A 25540-nucleotide genomic window follows, 5' to 3' on the forward strand; every position below is an offset into this window, starting at 1 on the left:
TATTGTATTTGATGTTTATCACATAAAAGGAATTTCCTAATTTACTTATAAAGCAATATTATATATTACTCTTTTTAGTAGTTAGCCGCAGTATTCAATACAACAAAACTAATATGTATTTAGTAATAGGCCTTCATCCAAAAAAAATTTAAAAAAATTCTATTAGAAGGCAAGAAAAGGCAAAAATCCTGAATTTCCCATTTTTCTCAAAAAGCTGTTTTCCGCTTGAGCCGAAAAATGTAGGGTTAGGATAAGAATCAAAACAAGAAGAAAACCATGCGCGAATTTACATTTAATACAACTCCCAAACTGATTTGCAAACCAGGCTCCATGAGCGAACTGGGTGAGGTTATTAAACCTTATGGAAACCGGGTTCTGGTTGTTACGGATCCTGGTATCATCAAGCTCGGGCTCGCGAGTGAGGCACTCTCCTCTCTTGAGAAATCCGGGATCGAGCTTGCGGTCTATAGCGATGTAGAAGCGGATCCGAGAGAAGCCATTGTGCTAGCCGCAACCGACGCAGCAAAAGCGCATGAAGCCGATGTGATTATTGGTTTTGGGGGTGGTTCCTCCATGGATGTGGCGAAACTGGTCGCCCTTCTCGCCCTCGGGAAAGAAAAGCTCGACGATATTTACGGGATTGAGATGATCAAAGGAGCCCGCCTCCCTCTCATACAGATCCCGACAACCGCCGGCACCGGATCAGAAGTAACGCCAATTTCCATCATCACGGTTGGTGCGGAAACCAAGAAAGGCGTCGTTTCATCAAAGCTATTGCCGGATCTTGCCATTCTAGATGCAAACCTGACCCTTGGCCTACCCCCGCATGTAACGGCGGCAACGGGTATTGATGCCATGGTTCATGCGATTGAGGCTTATACGTCCAAGGGTGCGAACAACAATCCAGTGTCCGCAACCCTCGGCAAGGAGGCCCTTCGGCTGCTGGGCAGCAATCTGGTCACGGCTGTGAAAGACGGCAGCAATGTTGAGGCCCGCTCTAACATGCTTCTCGGCGCCTGTCTTGCTGGGCAGGCGTTTGCCAATTCCCCCGTGGCAGCTGTGCACGCGCTAGCTTATCCCATTGGTGGGATCTTTCATGTACCACATGGCCTTTCCAATGCATTGGTGCTTGCTGAAGTGATGCGGTTCAATGCGCCGATCTGCGCGGATGCCTATGCAGAGCTTGCGACCATCGTATTTCCGGATATCGATCCTGATCAGGGGGCGCAGGCCACTTGTCAGGAGTTCATCGATCGGTTAGCGGATTTCAGCAAGGATCTCGGCTTGGAAACCACCTTACGCGAAGTTGGCGTAACGGAAGACGATCTGGACAGACTGGCAGATGCCGCCATGGAGCAGACCCGTCTACTTGTGAACAATCCGCGCGACGTCAGCCGCGAAGATGCCTACCTGATTTATAAGAAAGTTCTCTGACCCGATGAGCCCTAAAAAGGAAATGAGCCTGAGAAGCGACTATCGTCACTTTCAGCCCATCCCAACCCGCTGGATGGATAATGATGCCTACGGTCATGTGAATAATGTGCAGTATTACAGTTATTTTGATACCACAGTGAACCAGTTCCTGGTCCATCAAGGTGTTCTGGATATCCAGCACAGCCCGGTTGTCGGCCTTGTTGTCGAAACAAGCTGCCGCTATGCCAAAAGCATCGTCTTTCCCGATCTTGTCCATGCTGGACTGAAAGTCGCCCATATGGGGAACTCATCCGTTCGCTATGAGCTTGGATTGTTCAAAGGAGATGACGAACAGGCTTGTGCCGAAGGATACTTCATCCATGTCTATGTGGACCGCGCCACCAACCGTCCTGTTTCGATACCGGACGACATGCGAAAAGTGCTGGAAGGTATAATGTAAAAAAAGCCCCGTAGATTTTGCGGGGCTTTTTTTTAGTTAAAGATGTGATTTTCTAAAGTTTCGCTGAAGATCTTTTTATGGTTAATAATGTATTAATATTTGACAATATTCTCGCCGCTCCCCTAAAAAAGTATATGAGTTTATTTTTAGTAAAATGTAATTTCACATAACTAAAGATTATCCGAGGGGTAGCGTTATGAAGTTAAAGAGTTTTAAGACAATTATTGTCGCAGCAAGCGTAAGTTTCTTGTCGTCAGTGGCAATTGCAAATGCCGCAACAGTTTCAAGTCTTGTTGGTGATATCGATGGCTTTGGTGGTGCAACCGCACCAGGTGCAGTTGGGGTCGATACTGGGTTTGGCTTTGACAACAGAAGCGGCGATCCATTGTTCACCGATGTCTGGCTCTATGAGCAAGATGGTGGAGTTGCTAGCTCCCCTGTCGATTATTCACACGCTTATGATCTTGCTGGAGGAACCGCAACTTCTGCGACTTTGAGCATCATGGAATCCGGAATGGCAAACAACAGAGGGCCATGGAACATTTTGTTCAACGGTACTTTGATCGGTTCGATCTCAAATACTTCAGCGACGCTCTCGACGCTCCACACCTTCAGTGTTGCCCTTGATCTTCTGACCGGAACCAGCGACGAGATCAGCCTTGTGTACCTAGATACTGCAGCCGAAGGCTACGCGATCGACTATAGCCTTTTGGAAATTGAAGTTTCAGCAGTCCCACTTCCGGCTGCCTTGCCTCTTTATGGTGCGGGTATGGCTATCCTTGGCTTCCTCGGATGGCGAAAAAAGCGGAACGCAACAGCCTAACTGTATTAGATATTTAGTGAAAAGCCCCGCAGTTTTTGCGGGGCTTTTTACTGGACGGAGGGAGGGGAAATGTCAGGCTTTTCTGTATCGTTTGAAGCCAACAAGACCCATTAATGCCGCACCAAATAGCCATGCTGCTGCAGGAAGTGGAACGGTAGAGAGTTCTGCGCGATAGGAAATGCTACCAAGGGCAAACAACCAGTTATTACCGTTGTTATTCCACTCGATCCGCTTAACCCCTGTATAGGAACTCTGATCATTTAATTGCATACCCGAGCTCGTGTTATTAAAGCCAGAGGCAAGAATTGAATTTGAGCTATCAAACAATGTCCAAGTCGTTGACTTGCTGCCCTCATTATCGAAATACCAGGAGAGGTTGGTCGCGGTAGTGTCAAAAGTGACGGATAGAATTGTATTGGTCGGGTAGGCTGCCGCATCAGAAGAGTTCCACAGTCCGCCGCCATAAGAACTGGAAACATAAGGGTCGCCAGCTTCACCAGCACCGGATAATGCAAAAGTCGCGTCGCCTATTGTACTGACGTTTCCGTTTGCCATAGACAGGAAATCTATGGTTGTCGCGTGGGCGGAAAAGCCGAAGGTCAAGAAGGCAAAAAGGAGGGAAATTACTTTGAGCTGTTTCATGGGTCTGTTCCTTGCTCTTTAAATACTCATAAGCGCAGCCCAGCCATCTCCTGCTGAAAAAGATCTGTGGCTTTCCGGCCTACCATTACTGATAGTGTGGCAAGAACATCAACTGACCTTATTGGACCGAATTATCGTATCTGAGCGCAAGGATTTTGCGCAATACAACCGAAAAAACAGCTACTTTTTAATCACTTACTACATATTAGAGTTTTATTCTATGCTTTATGTTAGCGGCGATTGCAATTTAACTATATTCATTAAACATAATACTTGAGTATTAAATCTGATTCCTTTCAACCCTAGTAATTATTCTCATCGAGGACCTGCTTTTTTAACTAACCAGTCTTATAAAAAGACAAGTTAGCAAAGGTCAGATTTTGGAAAAATCACCGCCCCGCCCGAGGCCTGAGGAAAATCGGCCAGCGCCATTTTGGGCTTCCTGATAAAGCGGTTTTGCCCCATCGCGCGCCTCCAGCCGCAGGGCATCCTTTATATCCATGCCCCATTGCTGATAAGAAGTGTTTCGATCAACCCGCATGCAGGTTTGGGGAAATTCTGCAATCTGTTCTGCCAGGTTAAAGGCCTCCTCAAAGGCAGTACCTTCTGCAACGACCCGATTGGCAAGACCAATGTCAAATGCTTCCGCTGCATCCACCTCCCGGCCAGTCAGGATCATGTCGAGCGCACGGCTATGACCAATAAGACGAGGCAAGCGCACACATCCCCCGTCTATCAGTGGCACCCCCCAACGGCGACAGAAAACACCAAAGGCAGCAGTGTCTGCCGCCACCCTCAAGTCACACCAGAGAGCCAGTTCCAGGCCACCGGCAACGGCGTACCCCTCCACCGCGGCAATCACCGGTTTTGAGAGAAGACGGCGTGTTGGGCCCATGATCCCTTCCCCTTCAGGATCATAATTGAGATCCTTCTGACCAGAGAGAGACTTCAAATCAAAGCCAGCACAGAAATAAGGGCCAGCGCCAGTTAATATCGCCACGGATTGACTGTCATCGGCATCAAATGCGTCAAAGGCAGCAAGCAAAAGCTCTCCCGTTTCATAGTCAACCGCATTCCGGCAATGGGGCCGGTTGATAGTCACCACGGTTATGGAGCCTTTAGTCTCAACAAGGACTTTATCTGTCTCAGTCATGCTCTTCTTCCCTATTTCGTTTATGACCGGGTTAAAATGTCCCGGATTTTTTGTTGGAGTATGGGGATAATCTCGGCCTCGAACCACGGGTTACGGCGAAGCCACAGGTTATTACGCGGCGACGGATGCGGGAGAACGAGTTTATCAGGCCAGTATTCCTGCCAATTCCGTACGGTTTCGGTCAGTGTCTTTTTCTGGTCCTTCCCAATATGCCAGTCTATCGCATATTTCCCGATCACCAAGGTAAGCTCAACCCGGACCATATGGCCCATCAAGGGAGGTCGCCAAAGCTCAGCGCATTCAGGACGAGGCGGTAAATCACCTGATTTTCCAGTGCCCGGATAGCAAAAGCCCATGGGAATGATATTCAAGAGTTCCGGGTTATAGAAGGTATCCCGATCAATCCCCATCCAGTCCCGAAGGCGGTCCCCACTTGGATCATTGAAAGGGATCCCCGTCGCATGCACTTTTCGCCCCGGAGCCTGTCCAACGACGAGAAGTTTTGCTTTGGATGAGGCCTGCAAAACAGGCCGGCACCCGTCTGGCAAATGCGATTGACAATGGGCGCAGCCCCGAACCTCTTTCAATAAGGTTTGCAAGGGATCAGGATTGGTCATCGCAAGGCTGGCCACCTCAAGCAGCGAAATCCGGATCAGCCTCCGGCGTCGCCTCCCGATCCTTGATTTCCTTCATTTTGGGATAGATTTTAATCAGATCCTCTATCACTTCGAGCATCGGGGGATCCTCAAAAATACCGCGGTCCTTCACATATTCCATATGCTGGCGCTTTTCCGCATCATATTCGTGGAAAAGTGCATCAGTTTCCCCATCAAACTCAATTGCCCGGACACCAAACCGATCGCATAGCTCGCGGTTAAAGGTGGGCGTGACCTTGAGGCATTTATCACCAAGTCGAAGAGCAACATACCCATGATAGACAAACATATCTGTCTGCATGAGATCCGCGAGTTTAGGAGAATTCAGATGATTTTTAACATCCGCAAATCCAACCCCTGCCGGGATGCCCTCATGACGTAGACAGGCGGTCAGCAAAATCGCCTTTGGAACGCAAAAGGCCCCTTCGAGGGTTGTCACATGGCTTGCCTGGTAATCCTGATCCTGGAAACTCAATTGATAGGGATCGTAGCGGATATCATCCCGAACGGCCTCAAAAAGGCGGATGGCTTTTTCCTTATCAGATGCGTCATCAGACAGAGCATGCAAAGCTTTCTTGGTAAATGCGGCAACATCTGAACTGTCACTATCAACATAAGAGGTTGGCTTTATCCAGTCTAACGGCACGTCCGAAGAGCTATGTCCGACAACATCATGGATGGCTTTTTTATCTTTCATTTTCATCCCTTCTCCGGATCAGGCAAATGCGTATTCACCGCCTCGCTCTAATGCTCGCTGGTAGCTTGGTAGTGCCTGAAAACGCTTCACATAAGCTTCCAGATTTGGGAAGGCTTTCAATGCCCCACCCCGATTTGCCGCCTCAAGTGGAAATGACATAATGATATCAGCAGCGGTCAGTTCATCACCCAGCAGGTAATCCGTTTTTAGTGACTGACTGATATAGCCAAAATGACGGGCAAATTCGTCATTGATCCGCGGATGAAGCGGCGCACCCGCCTCCCCCAACCGAGAGACATAGAGCCTGAGAAGGATCGGCAACATGGCAGAGCCTTCGGAATAATGTAGCCATTCATTATAGCGCGTATAGAGAACCGAGGATCGGTCCGTTGGTGCCAAGCGACCGTCATCATATTTGTTGACGAGAAATTCAACAATGGCACCGGTTTCATGGATTTTCCAGCCATCATCTTCGAGGACTGGAGACTTGCCTAAAGGGTGAACCGCTTCCAACTCAGGCGGCGCCAGATTTGTTGTCGCGTCCCGCTCATAGCGTTTCACTTCGTAGTCCTGCCCCAATTCTTCGAGCAACCACAAGATGCGTTGAGAGCGAGAGTTGTTGAGATGATGAACGGTGATCATGGGGGTTGCCTCCTTGATGAAGCGCCCATCTAAAGGGGCACTTGTTATTATTTATCTGGTTCCATTAGCCCAAATAAATCAAAGCAAGTCAAGCGCCCCTGATCACAGATATGAGAGTATTACTGAGCGGTCCAACCGCCATCCATCACCAAATTAGTACCCGTCATGTTAGAGGCGGCATCACTGCAGAGGAACGCAGCCCCTTCTGCCAGCTGCTCTGGTGTCGTGAAGCGAAGGCTTGGCTCTTTCGCAGCCAGCAACGTCCTTGCGGCATCCTCTTTGGCGAGCCCTTCTTTTTCCGCCAAGGCATCGATTTGTGCCTCCACCAGCGGGGTGCGAACCCAACCGGGGCAAATGGCATTGACCGTGATATTGCGAGATGCATTTTCAAGGGCAGTCACCTTGGTCAGGCCGATAATTCCGTGCTTGGCGGCAACATAAGCGGATTTTTCCACAGACCCAACCAAGCCGTGAACGGAGGCAATATTGATGATCCGTCCAAAATCCCGCGCCTGCATCCCTGGCAATACAGCCTGAGATGCATGGAAAGCACTTGAAAGGTTGATGGCGATGATATCGTTCCACCGATCTTTCGGAAAACTGTCGACAGGTGATGTGTGCTGAATACCAGCGTTATTGACCAGAATGTCGACGGCGCCGTATGTTTTCTCAGCTTCGGCGACCATATCCGTGATCTCGTCTGCATTCAGCATGTTGGCGCCGTGATATATCACCATCCCATTTCCGGCTTCAGCAACGGACTTTTTGGCGGCATCAATGGTGGCGTCATCTCCAAGCCCATTAATCACAACGCTGGCCCCAAGGCGCGCGAAATTTATCGCCATACCTAGACCAATTCCACTTGTAGATCCTGTCACCAGGGCAACTTTGCCGGTTAAGCTCATCATCTATCCCTCACATATAGCAGCTATTGCACTGCAAAAATCATGAGCAACAGATTAGAAAGTCCGGCCCTTGGGTCAAGGCAAAAAACGCCGAACCCGGGAATGGCTCGGCGTTTCTCATTCATTTAGGCTGGAACCCGTTGAGCGTAGGGCATTTCCTTAACTGGAAGATGAACGATAGCGGAAAATGCACCCACACCAATTCCGACCCACCAGACAATGTCATAAGTGCCGAACTGATCATAAAGGGTACCGCCCAGCCAAACGCCGAGGAATGACCCCAGTTGATGGGAGAAGAATACGATACCGTATAACGTTCCCATATACTTCATTCCATAGATTTGCCCAACTAGGCCAGCCGTTGGGGGGACTGTCGCCAGCCATAGGGAACCCATAACGAGCGAGAAAAGCACAACTGAGGTTGGTGTCATCGGATAGGTGATGAAGAGAACACAGGCAATCGTCCGGCCCGTATAAATCAATGCCAGCAGATATTTCTTGCTGAATTTGGCACCCAATGCGCCCGAAGTGAGCGACCCCACAATGTTCGTCACACCGATCAACGCAATAGACAGAGCACCGAGTGCTGTTGTCGTGCTAACCCCCATACTTCGAAGGACACTATTGGGTGCAATCGCGGCACAGGCTTCGGCAATAAAAGCCGGGAAATGCGCAGTTACAAAACCCAACTGAAAACCACAGGAGAAAAAGCCAAGAAAGATCATCACATAGGTGGGATCATAAAACGCCCGCATGAGAACCTGGCCCATTGTCTCTTCCAGTTCTGCCTTGCTCGCAACTGGGGCGGTCGTCTTCATCATGGGCAAAAACACGAGCACAGCCATGATCGCAACAGCGAAAATCAAAAACACAGAAGACCAGTTCATATATTGCAACAGATAATCCGCAGTTGGTGGGCCAATGACCTGACCGGCAGAGCCCGCAGCGGTGGCAATACCAAGGGCGAGTGAGCGGTTTTCATCGGATGCTGCCCGGCCTACAACGGCCAAGATCACACCAAAACCGGTTCCGGCAACCCCAAATCCGACAAGGATTTCAAGTAACTGATGTTCAATCGGCGTAACCGCATAAGCGCTCAACACCAGGCCCAAAGCATAGGTAACGGCACCCAAGATAATCGCTTTACGTTCCCCCACCTTTTCGGCGATCGCCGCAAAAATCGGCTGCCCAACACCCCAAGCGAGGTTCTGGATTGCAATCGCGAGAGAAAACTCAGCACGAAGCCAGCCGAACTCTTCAGCAATCGGGATCTGGAAAATACCGAAACTAGCCCGAACAGCGAAACCGGTCATCAGAATCAAACAGCCTGCAATCAATACAGGCGTTATCAGGGGGGATTTTTCTGTTGTCATTGTAGAGTGGAGCCTTATTGGAATGATCGGTTTGATTACTTACCCTGCCCGATATGGCTTGGCAAGTGCGCTTGGTTACAAAAGAAACTCGATTGTGCTTCAGGGTCTCGCAAGTCTGATCGCAGCAATCAGCGCCATAAAGCCAGTAACCAGAATTGCCAGCAAAACCTCAAGCACCAGATCATAGCCACCGATGGCCCACAATAAAGAGCCAATTAAGGCAGAGAAGGCATTACCAATAAAGAAAGGTACGGACATCGCCCCGGACTTTAACCCGAAATTTTCACCCCCTAATATTTCACGGGCAAGAACGGGCTTCATGATGCTGCTAACCCCAATACCGCTCCCTTGCAACGCAATAAAGACCGCGAGGAAAATGGGAAGTTTTGCCGCCAGCATCAAGGCGCCAACTGCTGAAATCGAGAAGACGAAACAAACAGCTGTAATGACAGAGTTGGAAAAAAATCGCCCGACGAGCGTTGCCACCACGCGACCGAAAACCTGCATGGGTCCCATAAAGGACGCCGCCAGCACTGCCGTTCCCGCATCAATCTGCCGGTCTTCCAACAACAAAAGCAGATGATTGATCAAAGTGGCATGGGTCATAAAGATCAAAGACAGGGCCAAGGTGATAAGCCAGAATTTCGGCCACAGCAAAAATCCGTATCTGGCCCGGCCAACGATCTGTTTCGCCTGCTCGATCGCTTCAAGAGCGCTATGATGATGGCCTAGGTTGCGGGCGCCGATCCACATCAAGGGTGCCCCAATAAAGGACACCAGCAGAACGAAGGCAAAAAGCGCATCCCGCCAGCCGAACAGATCCGAAAGGTGATGGGCGACCGGAAAAGAAATGGTACTGGCAAATCCCGCGACCAGGGTGATGAGGGTAATATGGGGCTTGGCGTCCGTCCCCTTCATCCGAATGACATAGGCAAAACACGGCTCATAAAGGGAGAAAGCCATGCAAACCCCAAGGCAGAGCCATACCCCATAAAAAAGGAAGAGCGTATCTACCAGGTACAACGTGCCAACCAGCAGCCCCCCAATAAAAGGCCCCCCGAATAGAAGATAGGGTCCCAGGTCCTTATCAATCAGCCGCCCTGCGACGGGGGAGAAAACTGCCGAGGCCAGAATGGCGATCGTAAAACCAGAGGTGAGTTCTGCCCGGCTCCAGCCGAAGTCATTTTCCCAACGGACAATCATTGCCGGAAACAGGTAATAGGTCCCAGCCCAGATAAGGGTTTGCCCAAAAGCAAGACACCAGACCGACGTCCGGTCGCTAATTGTCATGACGGAAAATCTCCGGCGAGGTTGTTTTCTTTCAACCTTTATTGTGCGAGGTACCCGCCGTCAATGGGAATTGAAGCGCCTGTCATGAATTTCGCCTTGTCAGAGGCTGCAAAGAGAATACCTGCGGCAATATCATCAGGCTCCCCAAAATGACCAAGTGGATGCAGGTCCCTGATTTTCTTCTCCAAGACATCCTTGTGGCTGTGAACATCCAGCACGTCGCGAACCATTGGGGTTTCGATATAGCCAGGCTGAATGGCGTTGACACGGATATTGTAATTATACTGTGCACAATAGAGTGCCGCTGCCTTTGTAAAGCTTTTCACTGCGCCTTTGGTGGCACAATATCCAACGGCTGCAAAGATCCCCACATCAGACGCAATAGAGGCGATATTGACGATAGCTCCGCCCCGGCCTTTCATCTCATGGATGGCATGCTTTACCCCAAGGAACGTGCCGTCCATATTAACTGCCTGCTGGGTACGCCACCGCTCCAGTGTCATATCCTCTAATGGGTCGGAAAAAGAGATACCTGCACTGTTGACCAGAACATCCAGTGGCCCATAAATGCTTTTCACGTCCTTCAAGACCTGTACCCAGGCATCTTCATTTGCTACGTCATGCTGCAAGAAATGGAATTTGGCTGGGTTATTAATCTCGTCAGACAACTTGCTGCCCGCTTCCACATTGATATCCGTTCCGACAACAAAGGCCCCTTCCGCCAAGAATTGCCGAACGGTGGCCTTTCCGATGCCGGATGCTGCGCCCGTGACAACTATGACCTTTCCCGAAAACTCTCCCATCATCTCCCCCTCCTTTTTATTTTTATCAGATGTTTTATACAGCCGTGATGGGCAGCTTACCCAGCGTCACGGGATATATCAATAAAATGTGGATTTCATTTTTTGAACAAAGCACTTAAACTGGATTGAATTAAAAGAGAGAAATATCTCCGCCCTAAAGAAGCAAGAAGGTCACTGATGACACAAAGCCCAATGCAGGAAATCACCGACGGCGCCCTTAAAGAGGCCCTGAACGACGCAAACATTCCAACCCTGATAATGACGATCTGCCAAATCAGTGGCGATCATTCATTATTGGATGGACCCTACAGGCCTTCGAAAAGTCTGGATGGCGTTCGCAATATGCCGCTTGAGTTTCAGGACGAAATTCGCAACCAAGCCTTTCAGTTAATTACAGAACTCCGCGATGGCAAACGCAAAGCCGCAGGTCTTCCGGATAAGGAAACCCTGCAAAAGATGTTATCCCTATACGTGGGTGAGCCGGTTGGCCCTGAATATGTCCCTATGTTTATAGAGGATATGGGATTTGAGAATGCCCTTGAAAAATCCGTAACGTGGTCGACCAGTCAAGCACCAGCAAAGCTGGAAGACAATCACATGGTAATCGCAGGTGCGGGTCTTTCTGGCATTGGGGCAGCGATCCATCTGAAGAAAGCCGGTATCCCCTTTACCATTATTGAAAAGAATGAAAGCCTTGGCGGGACCTGGTTTGAAAACAGCTATCCAGCCTGCGGCGTGGATACGCCCAACCATTTCTATTCTTTCTCTTTTGAGCCCAATTCAGACTGGTCGGGCTATTATTCCAAGCGCGATGAGATATACGCCTATATCCAAAAGGTTGCTGATAAATATGGGCTTCTGGAGCATATCCGCTTTGGCTGCAAAATCGATCAGGCCCGGTATGATGAGGCCTCAAAAGGATGGGTTATTGACCTGACGGATAAGGATGGTGCCCAAGAACAACTCAATCCCCGCTTCTTTATCAGCGCGGTTGGCCAACTCAACCAACCCCAGATCCCGGACTTCAAAGGACTGGACAGCTTTGAAGGGCCAGCATTTCATTCAGCCAGGTGGCGACATGATGTGTCCTTGAAAAACAAGAAAGTTGTGGTCGTGGGGACCGGTGCCTCTTCCATGCAGCTATGTCCTGAGATCGCCAAAGAGGTTAAAGATCTGACAATCCTGCAAAGGACACCCCATTGGATCAGAATGTTGCCTGACTATCACCGGACTGTCAGCGACGGCAAGAAATGGCTCCTCAAGCACCTGCCCTATTATCAAAGCTGGTACCGCTTCCGGCTCTTCTGGAGTTACGGAGATGGGATTTGGGATAGCTTGCATAAAGATCCTAACTGGCCTGATCAGGCACATTCTCTGAACTCAGAAAATGCTCGTCACAGGGAGATTTACATCCAGAATTTACGGGATGCCCTAAACGGTCGGGAGGATTTGCTGAAAAAAGTGGTGCCGGAATATCCACCCTTTGCCAAGAGGATGCTGATTGACAATCACTGGTGCGACATGCTGCAGCAAGACAATGTCCATCTGGAAACTGCTGGCGTTCAGGAAATTTCCAAAACCGGAATAACAGACAGCAATGGCAAATTTCATGAAGCGGATGTTCTGATTTTTGGGACAGGCTTTGATGCAGTGAACTTGCTCGGCTCCCTCGACATTCGCGGGCGAAGTGGCAGATCCATCCATGATATCTGGGGTGAAGATCCCCGCGCCTATTTGGGCATGACCGCCCCGGATTTTCCAAACTTCTTTATGTTTTATGGCCCCAACACCAATCTGGCACATGGGGGCAGTCTGATATTCCATATCGAATGTCAGGCCCGCTACATCACCCGCTGCCTGATCCACATGATCGAAGAGGATTGGCAAGAAATTGAGGTCAAAGACACTGCCCATGATCGCTATAACGCAAAGGTGGATGCCGAGCATGACGCCATGGTCTGGACCCATCCTGGGGTCAATAACTGGTACCGCAACTCAAAAGGACGCGTTGTGTCAGTCTCCCCCTGGCGATTGGTGGATTACTGGTCCATGACCCGCGATACAGATTTTGAGGATTATAAATTCGCCTGATACCGGACCGGGATCAGCTATTCAGTGTCAACCCTGTGACGCAGATCATCCTTGATATGATCCAGGGTTGCCCATCTTTTGAAATAGTAATTACCGATCACGCTGCCGATGAGGAAACAGGCGATAAAGCCCACAACGCCTTCCACTCCGCGCCAGTTCATCCAGATCAAAAGCCCCAACAGGGAAAAGCCTAACGGGATTATAAATTTGATCCATGGAACCCATTTTTGCGTTGCCGGTGACAGCTTTTGCCCCATTTCAAATCGCCTTTATTGTTTTGCGCCGTCAAAGGGTAACAAATCCATTCCCAACTGGCGACCGACATTTCAGGGTAAAGGAACAGGTTTCTTTTTTCGGGTCGGAAAGTTTATGGCTGCCACACCAATAACCGCTGCGAGGATGCCAATTCCCATGACGGGTGTGATTGTCTCCCCCAAGAAAACAACCCCTAACATGACCCCAAATCCGGCACGTAAATAGGCCTGACTGGCGGCCCCGAGTGATCCTAGGGTTTTCACCAAACGAAAATAGAGAAGCAATGCGCAGCCAGTGCATAAAATGGAAAGTGCTGTCGCCGCACCAAGCGCCTTTAAGGAAGGCGTCAGGGTCCAGGGCTGATCGATAATCAGGCAGGCCGGGATCAAGACAACTGCGGACCAGATCATAGTGCCGGTTGCGGTTACGCTGGCCGACAGGTGTCCAAACCGTTTCCCGTAAATCGCAGCACATCCATAGAGGGCGGCACTCCCAACGGCAGCAAGTTGTCCCGCCACCTGTTGTCCCAATCCCTGCAATGCATCCAACCCCACAATCATTACAACCCCAGCCAGCCCTAGAAAGGCACCACTTAATTTGAGGAGATTGGTGCTTTCATGTCGGGTGATGAAAAAGGTGAACAGAAAGACAAAAATAGGTGATGTTGAGTTCAGGACACTGGTCAGTGCGCTATCCACATATTGCTGCCCCCAGGCCAATAAAACCCAGGCGCCAAAGCTGTTGAGAAAAGCTTGAATGAGGAGCATCTGCCATGTCTTCCCATCCCGCGGAAGCCGTTCGCGGCGAACGCCAATGACCACCAGCAGAAAGACAGCTGCCCCCGTCACCCGAAAGGCGATCAGTGTCACCGGAGGTAACTCGGTTACAGCTACCTTCAGGAACAAGTAGGAAGATCCCCAGAGCAAAGCCAATAACGCAAGGCAGCAAAGCTCAATCCAGAGTGGAGATGTTGTTTTCGTCATAACCTGAACTTTTCATTTTTATCGTTAGGGGACTACAGGTACCACGAACAAGTACAAGAAAGCTTCGATGAAGGTCGAAGCTTATGAGAATACTATGTGATCGATCAATGGGACTGATTGCTAGCTTGATTGGCAAACTGACCGTAAGTTTTAAACTTCTCCAACACTTCGTCCATTTCAGTATCGCTGAGGATATTTGCCCCACCAACCTGTAACGTCCGCCAGTAGATTTCACATAAGTTTTCAACCTCTACCGCCATTGCAAAGGCCTTTGGCAAGGTCTCTCCGGCTGCGAGCATCCCGTGATTTCCAAGCAAGCAAGCCTTTCGATCAGTCATTGCGATCCGAACGGCATCACTGAGCTCCTGCGTTCCGAAAGTAAAATATGGAGTACAGCGGATATCTTTTCCGCCAGCCACCGCGATCATATAGTGAAAAGGCGGAATATCCTTTCCAAGGCAGGCCAAACTGGTGGCAAATGGGGAGTGCACATGAACAATCGCGCCAAATTCAGGCCGGAGTTCATATAGATCTTTATGAAAACGCCACTCGCTGGAGGGTTTTCGAAACCCCTTGATGGCCTCAGTTTTCAGGGACATAAAAACCATGTCATCGGGCGTGCAATCGTCATAAAGCATGCCTGTTGGCGTGATCAGATATCCATCCTTGTAACGGACACTGACATTCCCTGCAGATCCTTCATTCAGACCAGCGGCGGTCATTTCTTTTGCCGTTTGAAGCAGCTCTTCTTTTAAGGACATTGGATTAATTTCCCCCGAACAAACGCTTGAGCTCCGTCTCATAATCACCTGTAATCAATGCCTTTTCCGTAATCAGCCCAGCCACTAATTCGTGAGGTGTCACGTCAAAGGCCGGATTTCGGGTTTTGACGCCATCCGGGGCAGTTCGAACGCCGGCAAGAGTGGTGACCTCGTCTCCATCGCGTTCCTCTATCGGAATGTCATCCCCAGTTGGGCAGTTCAAATCAATGGTAGATGATGGGCAAGCCACGTAAAAAGGAATACTGAAATATTTGGCCAGAATTGCAACGCCAAGTGTTCCAATTTTATTGGCAACATCACCATTGGCCGCCACCCGGTCAGTACCTGTTATGACCATATCTATCAGGCCTTCTTTCATCAGGTGAGCAGCCATATTGTCCGTGATCAGCGTAACATCGAGACCTGCGGTCTTCAGCTCCCACGATGTCAGTCTCGCCCCTTGCAGAAGGGGCCGCGTTTCATCAGCATAAACCCGAAAGGAAACGCCGTTCTGATGAGCCATATACATGGGCGCGGTTGCCGTTCCAAGTTCCGACGTGGCGAGTGAGCCAGCGTTGCAATGGGTCAAGACACCCATGCCCGGCTTTATCAGATCCACTCCGTTTCGTCCCATGCCAAGACAGAGTTGGATATCCTCTTGGTGGATCTTTTCTGCTTCCGTAACGAGGGCTTGATGAATTTCATCTGCAGGCCCGCCCTTCAAGGAAAGAGCTCTCACCATCATCCGGCGCATGGCCCAGCCAAGATTGACCGCTGTTGGCCGGGAACTATCCAGATACTCAGCAAACTGCTGTGCTTTTTCCAGATACTCAGCGCTCTGCAAATGCTGGTGAGATTGAAGCGCGACACACAGTCCATAGGCTGCTGCAATCCCAATAGCGGGTGCACCGCGAACTTTTAAAGCCTTGATAGAGGCCCAGACTTGCTCAACCGTTTCCTGGTGTTCCATGATCGCATCATGAGGCAGGCGGGTTTGATCCAGCAGGTAGAGTTTCCCCTCCTCCCATCGGATGGCTCGAGGCAGATCCCTTGGCAAAAGCTCCATGTTCGTCACGTTTTATGCTCCCGTAAATGAAAAGCCGGACTAATCAGCCCGGCTTTCAGCTTATCCCATTCCTCAGCGAGAACACAGAGGACAGTATAATTTTTCCAAGGATTAATCCTCGATGATGCGGCCCCAACGAACTGCACTATGCCCTTTCTTGATATTCAGAGACGGCATGACAAGGACGGCTTTGTCATAAGGGGTTGTGACCGGCTTATCGCCGTCATACCCGATGACAGTTCCTTTGGAGTGAATAACTTCCATCCCCTCATAGTCTTCCGCATATTCGAACGCGTCGGTTTCTACGGTGTAGGGGCCGCTGACCTCGACAAAAACCTGTTCTGGCAAGTCATCAGCAGTCGGGCCAAATTTCTCCACCAAATCTTTGGGGATCATGTCAAAGACATCAAGAAGGCGGTACACAGATTTAATGGCAAGATCTGCTGTTTCCTTGGCCCAATGGGTCCCGCATTCAATAAGCAACGCATTTTTATCGGACGCGGGGTTGATGAAATCCACATAGTCCCTCATGCGCGTTCCATTGGCATGGCCAGAATCTGTAATCACATATTTAGGCAGCCCAATTTTTTTCGCATAATCGCGCCCCTTGGCAACCGGTCCAGCCATCATCAATGGATCAGGTGAAATGAGCATGGAATGAATATCAAACAGATAATCCACTGTCTCAACGATCGGGCGTACTTCCCGTGCGCGTTTTAACTCTACACTATCGCGAGGACCATCCAGAATTTCTGGTGTCCAAACCCGGTTGAAATCCTCATCGACGAAACGGGACTTTGTGGGGTCCTCTGGATTGAAGCTGTGAAAGGCCGCAACATTCATGAAAGCGAGCGTGAGTTTGCCTTTCAAGGGTTTGACATTCTGCTTGAACAGATGGTCAACAGCGATCGCGCCGCAGAGCTCATTGCCATGAACAACTGCGCTGATCATCACATGCGGTCCGTCGACACCGGAGTCCAGAGTGGTTACATAATCAACTCCGGTGTTCCCCTCTTTATAAGCGCTGATATCCGGCGCCTGTAATTCGATGTTAAACTCGGGGGTTTCTGTTTCTATCATTTTCCTAAATCCAATACACTTAAACGGAGGAGGATGCCGACTGTTCCATCAGATACGCCACATGGTTCTTCAAGTGAGTGGCGAAAATCCGGGTCAGTTCGGAAATGGGTTGGCTTGCCGGATAGGCAAACGCGTAATCATATTTCATGTCATACTTGAAGGGTCGGATCTGAACCCCAAGGCGGCGATGACGCTCCGCTGTTATCTCGTTCACAATCGTGATGCCCAGCCCCTCCTCTACCAGAACACAGGCCATCTCGATTGTAGAAGTCTCAAGGCGTACTTTGGGGATATAGCCTGCAGCAGAGAAAAGCTCCTCAAGCCGGTGGCGGGAATGGTGCGCACGGGACATCGGGATAAGGTTTTCATCCTTGATATCCTCTATTGTAATCACTTCCTTTTTGCCAAGAGGATGACCATCCGGCACAACACAAACAGCTCTAGGAGTTCCAAGAGACTCTGTCTTTAGACCGGGATGAGTTATCGGCATGGAAACAAGAGCTGCATCCACCCTGTGATCTGCGACCATCTCCATTGCACTTCGACTGGTGCGAGTTTCAACGGTCACTTTCACATCCGGGTAGTCATCGAGGAAACGTTTTATGGCGTGAGGAAGCAAACTCAGGCTGAGGCTTGGAACCGCAGCGATCTGGATTTGTCCAGTTGTCAGGCTTTCCTTGTTGCGGGCGGAATTAACGACGTCTTCAATACCATCAAAGGCCTTCTTGGTTGCGGCATGAAGTCGCAAGGCAGCCTCGGTCGGGACAAGGCGACCCCCTTCCCGATTAAAAAGATCCAGACCGAGATCTTTTTCTAACTGGGTGACGTTACGGCTAACCGCCGGCTGGGACATCCCCAGCCGTATTGCTGATTTGGTTGTCGAACCTTCTTCAACAACTGAGTTAAAAATTTCAAGCTGCCGGAAGTTCAGACCGTTGGACATATCCGTCATTATTTTCGTTTTCCCGCCCTGAATGTATGCGCCAAGTGAATAGCTTTTAAAAAACACTATACATATACGCATAAGATGTCTACAGTCTCGTCAGATCAATTTTGCAAAAGATTGACTGACTAGCGTGAAGCCTTCTTCCACCGGGAGAAGCAAAGTTTTCTCTATAGACAGGGAGTCAATAAATGAAACTGAGAAACTTTGGCCTAGCTGCATCCGCTCTCGCGATCGCATTTACTCTGCCGGTCGCAGCGCAAGCTGCCAATTTGACGATGGGTATGGATTCTGAGCCCAGCTCCATCGATCCCCACTACCATAACCTTGGACCGAATAACGCCCTTCGCCGGCATATGTTCGAAAGCCTTACAGGACAGGACGAAAAGCAAAAGCTTTATCCTTTGCTGGCCGAATCCTGGAAACCTACCAGTGAAACAACCTGGGAATTTAAATTGCGCAAAGGCGTCAAGTTCCATGATGGTTCTGATTTCACCGCCAAGGACGTGATTTTCTCGGCCTGCCGGGTTCCAAATGTTCCAAACAGCCCTTCCAGCTTTGAAAGCTTCACCAAAGCGATTGCCGACTTCAAAACACCAGATCCCTACACGCTGATTGTCGAAACAGATGGGCCATCGCCACTGATCCCAACTTACTTTGCAAACTGGGGCATTTTGAGCTCAACAGCAGCAGGTGTGACTGGCGACATCAAATATGACAAAGAAAACTGCGGCCTGGACAATTTCCCAAGCACAGTTGATTTTAACAGCGGGAAAGCCGCCATCGGCACCGGTCCATACAAATTCAAGGAATTTGTCAAAGGCGACCGTCTGGTGATGGAGAAAAATGACGGCTATTGGGGTGATGCTGCTGAATGGGATGTTGTCACCATGAAGCCGATTACCAATGCAGCTGCCCGTATGGCGGCCCTGCTTGCTGGTGACGTTGACTTCATCGCTGCACCACCAACTCAAGATCTGAAAAAACTGGAAGAAGATCCAAAGTTTGATGTGGCTCAAGGTCTCTCTAACCGGGTGATTTACCTGCACATGGACCAGTATGGTCCAACCACTAACGGTATCACAGGGACAGGTAAAGCTGACGCGAAATACGAAGGCGAAGGTCCTTGTGCTGAGAAAGAATGTGAAAAGAACCCACTTCTTGATGTACGGGTTCGTCAGGCACTTTCCAAAGCCATCAACCGCGACGCCATTGTCCAGAAAATCATGGGCGGTGTTGCTGTAGCTGCTGGTGAATTGCTGCCACAAGGCTTCTTCGGCACCAACCCAGGGATGGAACCAGAAGCCTATGATCCAGAAGGCGCCAAGAAACTCTTGGCCGAAGCTGGTTATCCAAACGGGTTTGAACTGGTTCTTGGCACACCAAACGATCGCTACATCAATGATGCGAAAGTTGCCCAGGTGATTGCTCAGATGTTCACACGCGTTGGTATTAAAACATCTGTGAATGCAATGACTAAGAGTGTGTTCTTTAAAACCCGTAACAAGTACGAGTTTTCAGTCTACCTCGCCGGTTGGGGTGCTGGCACAGGTGAAATGTCTAACCCACTTCGCGCCCTTGTCGGGACCCGTAGCAAGGAAACCGGTCTTGGCGGCACAAACCGTGGCCGTTACAGCAACCCTGCCCTGGATGAAAAAATCCTGACAGCGTTGAAGACTGTGGACGATGCCCAACGGGAAGCCATCCTGCAGGAAGCAAGCCGCATGGCCATGGAAGACTATTCCATCCTGCCGCTGCATTTCGAAGTGACAAGCTGGGCCCATCGTAAAGGCCTGACTTACGCAGCCCGCGCGGACCAGTACACACTGGCCACCGGCGTGCATGCCACAAAATAAGTAACTGAGTAACGGATCGGGCTAGAGGAAACTCTAGCCCGGTTTTCTGAAGCTAGGAGAGTTTGGTGCTCGCTTTTACCATTCGACGCCTGTCGCAGAGTGTCGTCGTGCTTTTTGTCATGTCGATCATCGTCTTTGCCGGTGTTTACGCTATTGGCAATCCGGTAGACATTCTGATCAACCCGGAAGCCGACATTGCAGAACAGGAAGCAACCATAAAGCGCCTGGGACTGGATAAACCCTTATGGGTCCAGTACGGAGCCTTTATGTCTAATGCCCTGCAAGGCGATCTTGGCAATTCATTTGTCCATAACGTCCCTGCCCTTGAAATCATTTTTGCCCGCCTGCCAGCAACGCTGGAGCTTGCGATCCTTGCCGTTGGTCTTGCGATTATTATCGGCGTCCCCCTTGGCATGATTGCGGGTCTGAAAGATGACAGCTTTATAGGCAAAACCATCATGACAGGTTCGATCTTGGGCTTCAGTCTACCGACCTTCTGGGTTGGCCTGATTTTGATTATGTTCTTTTCGGTTAGCCTTGGCTGGCTTCCCGCCTCTGGCCGAGGCGATACAGTTGATGTTTTTGGAATTCCAGTTAGCCTTCTAACTTGGGATGGACTAAGCCATCTCTTCCTTCCTGCCTTTAACCTGGCTTTATTTAAAATGTCATTGGTGATCCGCTTGGCCCGATCCGGCACCAAGGAGGTTTTGCTGCAGGACTATATTAAATTTGCCCGGGCAAAAGGGATCTCAAACGCCCGAATTATCTGCGTGCATGTTCTTAAGAACATTTTGATCCCAGTTATTACAGTACTTGGACTTGAGCTTGGCAACGTGATCGCCTTTGCCGTTGTCACAGAAACTGTTTTCGCCTGGCCCGGTATCGGCAAGCTGCTGATCGATAGTATCGCTAATCTAGATCGGCCGGTCGTGGTCGCCTATCTGCTGCTGACTGTGACCATGTTTATCCTCATCAACTTTGTTGTTGATATCTTGTATTCCGTTCTGGACCCAAGGGTCCGGTTGGGAGGATCTAACTGATGACCTCAACCACTGAAACTATGGTCAAACCAAAAGCCATCACGCCGTTTCGTCGGTTTGTCTCTGATTTTGCAGAGAAAAAACTCGCGGTTGTTGGGCTGATTGTGTTTGCCTTTTTGGTCCTAGCGGCTGTCTTTGCGCCCTGGATCACCCCACAAAACCCCTATGATCTGACCCAGATTGACTTTTTGGATGGCCGGCTCTCCCCTGGAAGCACCGGATCCATGACCTATTGGCTGGGGACCGATGATCAGGGACGCGATCTTTTATCCGGTATCTTTTATGGCCTGAGGACAAGTCTTGCTGTTGGTGCCCTTTCAACCCTGATCGCCCTTGTGATTGGCGGCGCTCTTGGATTGATCGCGGCTTATTTTGGCGGGAAAGTTGATACACTGATCATGCGGGTCGCGGATTTGCAGCTCAGCTTTCCAGCAATCCTCATTGCGCTCATCCTGGTATCCGCCATGGGTCAAGGGGTTGATAAGATCATCATCGCCCTTGTAGCCGTTCAATGGGCCTATTACGCCCGGACCATTCGAAGTACAGCCCTTGTGGAAACCCGCAAGGAATATATCGAGGCCGCCACCTGTCTTGCGATTGATCATAAAAGGATCGTTTTCAAGCATCTGATGCCGAACTGTACGCCGCCTCTCATTGTGGTGGGAACGGTGCAGGTCGCACATGCGATTTCACTGGAAGCAACACTGTCCTTCCTTGGTATCGGCGTTCCGATTACGGAGCCATCCCTTGGGCTGCTGATCAAAAACGGTTTTGACTATATGTTGAGTGGTGACTATTGGGTCAGCTTCTATCCTGGTATTGCCCTACTCATCACCATTGTCAGCATCAACCTCGTTGGCGACCAGCTTCGCGATGTTCTGAACCCGAGATTGCAGAAATGACAGATACACAACCTACCCTTAAAGTCGAAAACCTGCGGACCCAGTTTTTTACCAAAGCAGGTGTTGTCGATGCCGTAAACGATGTGAGCTTTTCCGTCGGACGCGGTGAAGTAATGGGTCTTGTAGGCGAGTCTGGATCCGGAAAATCGGTAACCGGATTTTCCATTCTGGGCCTTGTTGATCAACCAGGCAAAGTGACTGGTGGCAAGATCCTGTTCAAAGGCGAAGACCTCACCAAATACTCAGAAGAACAGTATCGCCAACTTCGCGGCTCCCGCATTTCCATGGTCTTTCAGGATCCGATGATGACCTTGAACCCGGTTCTTCGGGTGGACACCCAAATGGTGGAAGCCATTCAGGCCCATGAGAAGATCAGCAAGAAGGATGCCCTGGCCCGTGCCCGAGATGCCCTTGGTCAGGTTGGCATCCCCTCCCCGGAAGAGCGCTTGCGGTCTTATCCGCATCAGTTTTCCGGTGGTATGCGTCAGCGTGTAGCCTTCGCTATCGCGCTTTTAAACAAACCGGATCTGATCATTGCGGATGAGCCAACCACAGCCCTTGATGTAACCATTCAGGCGCAGATCCTGTTCGAAACGCAAAAGCTCTGTCGGGAAACCGGAACGTCATTGGTATGGATCACCCATGACCTGACGGTTGTGGCAGGCCTTGCAGACAACATCTGCGTTATGTACGCGGGTAGAGTTGTTGAGTCAGGCGGGATTGACAATGTTCTGGATGATCCAAAGCATCCTTATACAGAAGGACTGATCGGATCTGTTCCCAGTCGAAACAAACGCGGCAAGCCGCTTACTCAAATACCCGGTATGACCCCCTCTTTGCTTAATCTACCTAAAGGCTGCTCTTTCCGGAAAAGATGTTCCTATGCGGAACCTGCTTGTGAGCAGGAGCCTAGCATTTCCCGAACAGAAGATGGACGGCTTGTCCGGTGCCACCGTGTAAAGGAGTCTGTGGCCCATGTCTGAGCAAACCCAGAACAAACCGGTTTTGGAAATCCGGAATCTTTCAAAGAAGTTTGTTAAACCCCTCGATATGGCGGGTAAAATTGCCCAGAAGCTAGGGCAAAACATTCGCGAAGAGGTCGTTCATGCTGTGGATGATGTCTCTTTCACTGTCAATAAAGGCGAAGTCGTCAGCTTGGTCGGCGAGTCAGGCTGCGGAAAATCCACACTTGGCCGCATGGTTGCTGGCATTCTTCCGCAAACAAAGGGCGAAATCTTCTATCGCGGTGAAAATATTGGCCAGCAATCGGGGGACAAAGCCCGCGAAACGGCTCTCAAAATCCAGATGATTTTCCAGGACCCTTTTGCGTCCCTAAACCCACGGCTTCGGGTTCAGGATATCCTTGGTGAGGCTCCGCTTTATCATAAGCTTGTCACAAAGGGAGATCTGGATAATTACCTGACAGATGTTATGACCCGCTGCGGCTTGGATCCAGATTACAAACGCCGCTATCCACATCAGTTTTCCGGTGGTCAACGCCAACGGATCGGGATTGCGCGTGCCCTTGCCGTACACCCAGATTTTATTGTCTGCGATGAAGCTGTGGCTGCCCTCGACGTTTCAATCCAGGCTCAAATCCTCAATCTTTTCATTGATTTGCGATCTGAACTTGATCTGACTTATTTGTTTATCTCCCATGATTTGGGGGTTGTAGAACATATTTCCGACCGGATCGTAATCATGTATTTGGGACGGATTGTTGAGATGGCCAAAACCGAAGAGCTTTTTGCCAATCCCAACCATCCTTATACCCAGGCACTCCTTCGGGAAATCCCACGCCTGGATGCCCGGCATTCAACCTTTACCCCCATCAAAGGGGAAATTCCCTCACCACTTGATCCGCCAAAGGGATGCCACTTCCATCCCCGATGCCCGTTCGCTACGGACAGGTGCAGAGAGGAAATCCCCAAACTCAAGGAGATTTCTCCTGGACATCAGTCCGCCTGTCATTTGAACGAAGGTTAAAGAAATGGAAGACATCATCAACCCCGGCGTCCTGTTCCGCAAGGCGCCAAGCGTTACCCCTGTGCCACTCGTGCTTGACAGCCCCCATAGCGGCACCAGTTATCCAGACGATTTCAACTATGTCTCAGACCTCAATGTGCTCCGGCGGGCTGAAGATACATATGTCCATGAACTCTATGGTGCTGCCCCATCCCTCGGAGCTGTTTTGATAGGTGCTGAATTTCCCAGAAGCTTCATCGATGTCAACCGTGGCCTCAATGAAATTGACACAAGTATCATTGATGGCGACTGGGACGGCGATGTTTCAGAAAGCGAGAAAGCTGCGGCTGGGATCGGTCTGATCTGGCGGATCAATCAGGAAAACAACAACATCTATGACCGCCTGCTCAGCGTCGATGAAGTCAAAAACCGGATCTCTTCCTACTGGCAGCCCTACCATGATTGCCTGAAGGAAACTCTAGACGAAGTTCATGCAAAATTTGGCAAGGTCGTTCATATCAATTGCCATTCCATGCCGAAGATGAGCAATGAAAGTTCGAAAGAAGGACCTGGCGTAGTCCGGCCTGAGATCTGCTTGGGAGACCGACGGGGAACGACTTGCGATCCTCGCCTCGTCGAGCTTGTCAAAACCACTTTTGAAGAACTTGGCTATCAAGTCAATGTGAACGAGCCTTATGCGGGGGTGGAATTGGTCCGGGCGTATAGCAATCCATCTGCCGGCCGTCACTCCCTGCAGATTGAGATCCGCCGCGATCTTTATATGGATGAAAGAACTTTTGAGAAATCTGATAATTTTGAAAAGGTCCGGAAGGATTTTGAGACGCTGACAAAAGCGCTCGCAGACTTCTCCGTTAGCCTTTAAGGGCGACTTCCCCTGAAGATGGAGCTTAGATGCTCGCTATCTTCAGGGGTTCTTTTTCAATAAAAAAGCTAAGATGTTCCTTGATATCAATACATTCCATAAAAGGATCATCATAGGCCCAAACCGCATCAGAGAGGCTTTCATCCTCGACGATAATATCCCAATATCGAGCTGTTCCTTTAAACGGACAATAGGTCCTATTTTGATTGGACTTCAGATATTTGAAATTAACATCTGTGCGCGGGAAATAATAACGGGCCGGATATCCACCTTCTGAAAGCGCAATTACATTTTCAGAAGATGCGACCAGCTGGACACCAAAAAATAAATTCCAGCGATGATCAGAACGCGATATCGATATTTCATGTTGGGGGCGTTTTTGAAACCCCGGTGCAGATTTATTTCGATTCATTTTATTATCCTTGAACTGACCTCTTACACATAAGTCATCAGCCTCTCGGATCAAGTCTTGGATCAGACCAAGACCCTTCAAATACACAAATAAATTAAAGACTTACCTATTTTCGAGACCAAGTCCCATCTTCAGCAAGGATATAGGTCCCTTTGGGTGCATCTTTTATAATTTGTGCGGCATAAACCCGCCCAACTTGTTCTGCGCTAACGCCTTCTTTCTTAGCTCTCTTTTGGTAAATATCCCGGCGCTTGGCATTTACGGATTTCACGAAATCCTTGACATTGTCAGCACGGGCACGGGTATACCCATCAAAGGCTTCACCCACAGCTCCTGAAGCCCGCAGGTCATCCAACTCACTTGCCTTGGCAGGCGTCCCACCCAGAAGTCCAATCGAAATAACGAGAGCACCGATACCAGTCAAAAAATATCTACGTTTCATAGCA

Annotated in this window: 27 protein-coding genes and 1 riboswitch; of the genes, 10 read left to right on the top strand and 17 right to left on the bottom strand. The window is 49.8% G+C overall.

Going from position 1 to position 25540, the window contains the following annotated elements:
• Window positions 1–276 precede the first annotated feature (276 nt).
• From HH301_RS13115 to HH301_RS13125, 3 genes are all read left to right on the top strand, one after another.
• Window positions 277–1434, top strand: coding sequence for an iron-containing alcohol dehydrogenase (locus tag HH301_RS13115; RefSeq protein ID WP_169569345.1), 1158 nt, complete (start codon window positions 277–279; stop codon window positions 1432–1434).
• Between the two features lie 4 nt (window positions 1435–1438).
• The gene (locus HH301_RS13120; RefSeq protein ID WP_169569346.1) at window positions 1439–1873 is read left to right on the top strand and encodes an acyl-CoA thioesterase; all 435 of its coding nucleotides are present in this window, start codon (window positions 1439–1441) and stop codon (window positions 1871–1873) included.
• A 196-nt stretch (window positions 1874–2069) separates the two neighbouring features.
• Window positions 2070–2696, top strand: coding sequence for a hypothetical protein (locus HH301_RS13125; protein ID WP_169569347.1), 627 nt, complete (start codon window positions 2070–2072; stop codon window positions 2694–2696).
• A 72-nt stretch (window positions 2697–2768) separates the two neighbouring features.
• Here HH301_RS13125 and HH301_RS13130 read toward each other — a convergent pair whose 3' ends face one another.
• From HH301_RS13130 to HH301_RS13170, 9 genes are all read right to left on the bottom strand, one after another.
• The gene (locus HH301_RS13130) at window positions 2769–3338 is read right to left on the bottom strand and encodes a VPLPA-CTERM sorting domain-containing protein (RefSeq protein WP_206378300.1); all 570 of its coding nucleotides are present in this window, start codon (window positions 3336–3338) and stop codon (window positions 2769–2771) included.
• Window positions 3339–3368: 30 nt separating this feature from the next.
• Window positions 3369–3449, bottom strand: a riboswitch (cyclic di-GMP riboswitch).
• A gap of 262 nt (window positions 3450–3711) precedes the next feature.
• Window positions 3712–4491: a crotonase/enoyl-CoA hydratase family protein gene (locus tag HH301_RS13135; protein ID WP_169569348.1), complete on the bottom strand. Its 780-nt coding sequence runs from the start codon at window positions 4489–4491 to the stop codon at window positions 3712–3714.
• 20 nt (window positions 4492–4511) lie between these two features.
• A complete protein-coding gene (locus HH301_RS13140; protein WP_169569349.1) occupies window positions 4512–5108 on the bottom strand; it encodes a uracil-DNA glycosylase family protein in 597 nt (198 codons plus the stop codon).
• 16 nt (window positions 5109–5124) lie between these two features.
• Window positions 5125–5844 (bottom strand): transglutaminase-like domain-containing protein, encoded by a 720-nt coding sequence (locus tag HH301_RS13145; protein ID WP_169569350.1) that lies wholly within the window; start codon window positions 5842–5844, stop codon window positions 5125–5127.
• A gap of 18 nt (window positions 5845–5862) precedes the next feature.
• On the bottom strand, window positions 5863–6486 hold the full coding sequence (locus tag HH301_RS13150; RefSeq protein ID WP_169569351.1) for a glutathione S-transferase family protein: 624 nt from the start codon (window positions 6484–6486) through the stop codon (window positions 5863–5865).
• 119 nt (window positions 6487–6605) lie between these two features.
• Window positions 6606–7391: a 3-hydroxybutyrate dehydrogenase gene (locus HH301_RS13155; RefSeq protein WP_169569582.1), complete on the bottom strand. Its 786-nt coding sequence runs from the start codon at window positions 7389–7391 to the stop codon at window positions 6606–6608.
• A 125-nt stretch (window positions 7392–7516) separates the two neighbouring features.
• Window positions 7517–8764, bottom strand: coding sequence for an MFS transporter (locus tag HH301_RS13160; RefSeq protein WP_169569352.1), 1248 nt, complete (start codon window positions 8762–8764; stop codon window positions 7517–7519).
• Between the two features lie 99 nt (window positions 8765–8863).
• The gene (locus HH301_RS13165) at window positions 8864–10054 is read right to left on the bottom strand and encodes an MFS transporter (protein ID WP_169569353.1); all 1191 of its coding nucleotides are present in this window, start codon (window positions 10052–10054) and stop codon (window positions 8864–8866) included.
• A 38-nt stretch (window positions 10055–10092) separates the two neighbouring features.
• On the bottom strand, window positions 10093–10860 hold the full coding sequence (locus HH301_RS13170) for an SDR family oxidoreductase (protein ID WP_206378301.1): 768 nt from the start codon (window positions 10858–10860) through the stop codon (window positions 10093–10095).
• Between the two features lie 174 nt (window positions 10861–11034).
• On the opposite strand from HH301_RS13170, the gene HH301_RS13175 reads away from it, so the two are divergent.
• Window positions 11035–12948, top strand: a complete 1914-nt coding sequence (locus HH301_RS13175; protein ID WP_169569355.1) for a flavin-containing monooxygenase — start codon at window positions 11035–11037, stop codon at window positions 12946–12948.
• Window positions 12949–12965: 17 nt separating this feature from the next.
• On the opposite strand, the gene HH301_RS13180 is transcribed toward HH301_RS13175, so the two are convergent.
• From HH301_RS13180 to HH301_RS13205, 6 genes are all read right to left on the bottom strand, one after another.
• On the bottom strand, window positions 12966–13205 hold the full coding sequence (locus tag HH301_RS13180; protein WP_169569356.1) for a hypothetical protein: 240 nt from the start codon (window positions 13203–13205) through the stop codon (window positions 12966–12968).
• Window positions 13206–13274: 69 nt separating this feature from the next.
• Window positions 13275–14186, bottom strand: a complete 912-nt coding sequence (locus HH301_RS13185; protein ID WP_169569357.1) for a DMT family transporter — start codon at window positions 14184–14186, stop codon at window positions 13275–13277.
• Window positions 14187–14290: 104 nt separating this feature from the next.
• The gene (locus HH301_RS13190) at window positions 14291–14947 is read right to left on the bottom strand and encodes a class II aldolase/adducin family protein (RefSeq protein WP_169569358.1); all 657 of its coding nucleotides are present in this window, start codon (window positions 14945–14947) and stop codon (window positions 14291–14293) included.
• Window positions 14948–14951: 4 nt separating this feature from the next.
• Window positions 14952–16013 (bottom strand): S-methyl-5-thioribose-1-phosphate isomerase, encoded by a 1062-nt coding sequence (mtnA, locus tag HH301_RS13195; RefSeq protein ID WP_169569583.1) that lies wholly within the window; start codon window positions 16011–16013, stop codon window positions 14952–14954.
• A gap of 111 nt (window positions 16014–16124) precedes the next feature.
• Entirely contained in the window at window positions 16125–17093 is a 969-nt protein-coding gene (locus HH301_RS13200; protein ID WP_206378303.1) for a M14 family metallopeptidase, read from the bottom strand.
• 19 nt (window positions 17094–17112) lie between these two features.
• Complete coding sequence (locus HH301_RS13205) at window positions 17113–18045, bottom strand: LysR substrate-binding domain-containing protein (protein ID WP_169569359.1); 933 nt, start codon at window positions 18043–18045, stop codon at window positions 17113–17115.
• A 182-nt stretch (window positions 18046–18227) separates the two neighbouring features.
• Between HH301_RS13205 and HH301_RS13210 the strand changes: the two genes are divergently transcribed.
• From HH301_RS13210 to HH301_RS13235, 6 genes are all read left to right on the top strand, one after another.
• On the top strand, window positions 18228–19892 hold the full coding sequence (locus HH301_RS13210) for an ABC transporter substrate-binding protein (RefSeq protein WP_169569360.1): 1665 nt from the start codon (window positions 18228–18230) through the stop codon (window positions 19890–19892).
• A gap of 65 nt (window positions 19893–19957) precedes the next feature.
• Complete coding sequence (locus HH301_RS13215) at window positions 19958–20932, top strand: ABC transporter permease subunit (RefSeq protein ID WP_169569361.1); 975 nt, start codon at window positions 19958–19960, stop codon at window positions 20930–20932.
• Window positions 20932–21834 carry an ABC transporter permease gene (locus HH301_RS13220; RefSeq protein ID WP_169569362.1) on the top strand — a complete coding sequence of 301 codons (903 nt, stop codon included), beginning with the start codon at window positions 20932–20934 and terminating at the stop codon, window positions 21832–21834. Before HH301_RS13215 ends, HH301_RS13220 begins: the two co-directional genes overlap by 1 nt.
• Window positions 21831–22817 (top strand): ABC transporter ATP-binding protein, encoded by a 987-nt coding sequence (locus HH301_RS13225; RefSeq protein ID WP_169569363.1) that lies wholly within the window; start codon window positions 21831–21833, stop codon window positions 22815–22817. The genes HH301_RS13220 and HH301_RS13225 overlap by 4 nt, the downstream gene beginning before the upstream one ends.
• A complete protein-coding gene (locus HH301_RS13230; RefSeq protein WP_169569364.1) occupies window positions 22810–23820 on the top strand; it encodes an ABC transporter ATP-binding protein in 1011 nt (336 codons plus the stop codon). Before HH301_RS13225 ends, HH301_RS13230 begins: the two co-directional genes overlap by 8 nt.
• A 4-nt stretch (window positions 23821–23824) precedes the next feature.
• Window positions 23825–24682, top strand: a complete 858-nt coding sequence (locus HH301_RS13235) for an N-formylglutamate amidohydrolase (RefSeq protein ID WP_206378304.1) — start codon at window positions 23825–23827, stop codon at window positions 24680–24682.
• 25 nt (window positions 24683–24707) lie between these two features.
• Here HH301_RS13235 and HH301_RS13240 read toward each other — a convergent pair whose 3' ends face one another.
• Together HH301_RS13240 and HH301_RS13245 are read right to left on the bottom strand one after the other, a co-directional pair.
• The gene (locus tag HH301_RS13240) at window positions 24708–25094 is read right to left on the bottom strand and encodes a DUF427 domain-containing protein (protein ID WP_169569365.1); all 387 of its coding nucleotides are present in this window, start codon (window positions 25092–25094) and stop codon (window positions 24708–24710) included.
• A gap of 106 nt (window positions 25095–25200) precedes the next feature.
• Complete coding sequence (locus tag HH301_RS13245) at window positions 25201–25536, bottom strand: YdbL family probable chaperone protein (RefSeq protein ID WP_169569366.1); 336 nt, start codon at window positions 25534–25536, stop codon at window positions 25201–25203.
• Between the last annotated feature and the right edge of the window lie 4 nt (window positions 25537–25540).

Source organism: Sneathiella limimaris (genome assembly GCF_012932565.1).
In the GTDB taxonomy this organism is placed as follows: Bacteria; Pseudomonadota; Alphaproteobacteria; order Sneathiellales; family Sneathiellaceae; genus Sneathiella; species Sneathiella limimaris.

Excerpts from the sequence above, each read along its gene's own strand:
- HH301_RS13185 (WP_169569357.1), bottom strand. The coding sequence starts at position 14,186 with ATGACGAAAACAACATCTCCACTCTGGATTGAGCTTTGCTGCCTTGCG.
- HH301_RS13240 (WP_169569365.1), bottom strand. The coding sequence starts at position 25,094 with ATGAATCGAAATAAATCTGCACCGGGGTTTCAAAAACGCCCCCAACAT.
- HH301_RS13235 (WP_206378304.1), top strand. The coding sequence starts at position 23,825 with ATGGAAGACATCATCAACCCCGGCGTCCTGTTCCGCAAGGCGCCAAGC.
- HH301_RS13210 (WP_169569360.1), top strand. The coding sequence starts at position 18,228 with ATGAAACTGAGAAACTTTGGCCTAGCTGCATCCGCTCTCGCGATCGCA.
- HH301_RS13225 (WP_169569363.1), top strand. The coding sequence starts at position 21,831 with ATGACAGATACACAACCTACCCTTAAAGTCGAAAACCTGCGGACCCAG.
- HH301_RS13130 (WP_206378300.1), bottom strand. The coding sequence starts at position 3,338 with ATGAAACAGCTCAAAGTAATTTCCCTCCTTTTTGCCTTCTTGACCTTC.
- HH301_RS13190 (WP_169569358.1), bottom strand. The coding sequence starts at position 14,947 with ATGTCCTTAAAAGAAGAGCTGCTTCAAACGGCAAAAGAAATGACCGCC.
- HH301_RS13145 (WP_169569350.1), bottom strand. The coding sequence starts at position 5,844 with ATGAAAGATAAAAAAGCCATCCATGATGTTGTCGGACATAGCTCTTCG.
- HH301_RS13230 (WP_169569364.1), top strand. The coding sequence starts at position 22,810 with ATGTCTGAGCAAACCCAGAACAAACCGGTTTTGGAAATCCGGAATCTT.
- HH301_RS13115 (WP_169569345.1), top strand. The coding sequence starts at position 277 with ATGCGCGAATTTACATTTAATACAACTCCCAAACTGATTTGCAAACCA.
- HH301_RS13150 (WP_169569351.1), bottom strand. The coding sequence starts at position 6,486 with ATGATCACCGTTCATCATCTCAACAACTCTCGCTCTCAACGCATCTTG.
- HH301_RS13125 (WP_169569347.1), top strand. The coding sequence starts at position 2,070 with ATGAAGTTAAAGAGTTTTAAGACAATTATTGTCGCAGCAAGCGTAAGT.
- HH301_RS13180 (WP_169569356.1), bottom strand. The coding sequence starts at position 13,205 with ATGGGGCAAAAGCTGTCACCGGCAACGCAAAAATGGGTTCCATGGATC.
- HH301_RS13140 (WP_169569349.1), bottom strand. The coding sequence starts at position 5,108 with ATGACCAATCCTGATCCCTTGCAAACCTTATTGAAAGAGGTTCGGGGC.
- HH301_RS13135 (WP_169569348.1), bottom strand. The coding sequence starts at position 4,491 with ATGACTGAGACAGATAAAGTCCTTGTTGAGACTAAAGGCTCCATAACC.
- HH301_RS13120 (WP_169569346.1), top strand. The coding sequence starts at position 1,439 with ATGAGCCCTAAAAAGGAAATGAGCCTGAGAAGCGACTATCGTCACTTT.
- HH301_RS13220 (WP_169569362.1), top strand. The coding sequence starts at position 20,932 with ATGACCTCAACCACTGAAACTATGGTCAAACCAAAAGCCATCACGCCG.
- HH301_RS13160 (WP_169569352.1), bottom strand. The coding sequence starts at position 8,764 with ATGACAACAGAAAAATCCCCCCTGATAACGCCTGTATTGATTGCAGGC.
- HH301_RS13165 (WP_169569353.1), bottom strand. The coding sequence starts at position 10,054 with ATGACAATTAGCGACCGGACGTCGGTCTGGTGTCTTGCTTTTGGGCAA.
- HH301_RS13155 (WP_169569582.1), bottom strand. The coding sequence starts at position 7,391 with ATGAGCTTAACCGGCAAAGTTGCCCTGGTGACAGGATCTACAAGTGGA.
- mtnA (WP_169569583.1), bottom strand. The coding sequence starts at position 16,013 with ATGGAGCTTTTGCCAAGGGATCTGCCTCGAGCCATCCGATGGGAGGAG.
- HH301_RS13175 (WP_169569355.1), top strand. The coding sequence starts at position 11,035 with ATGACACAAAGCCCAATGCAGGAAATCACCGACGGCGCCCTTAAAGAG.
- HH301_RS13170 (WP_206378301.1), bottom strand. The coding sequence starts at position 10,860 with ATGATGGGAGAGTTTTCGGGAAAGGTCATAGTTGTCACGGGCGCAGCA.
- HH301_RS13200 (WP_206378303.1), bottom strand. The coding sequence starts at position 17,093 with ATGATAGAAACAGAAACCCCCGAGTTTAACATCGAATTACAGGCGCCG.
- HH301_RS13205 (WP_169569359.1), bottom strand. The coding sequence starts at position 18,045 with ATGACGGATATGTCCAACGGTCTGAACTTCCGGCAGCTTGAAATTTTT.
- HH301_RS13245 (WP_169569366.1), bottom strand. The coding sequence starts at position 25,536 with ATGAAACGTAGATATTTTTTGACTGGTATCGGTGCTCTCGTTATTTCG.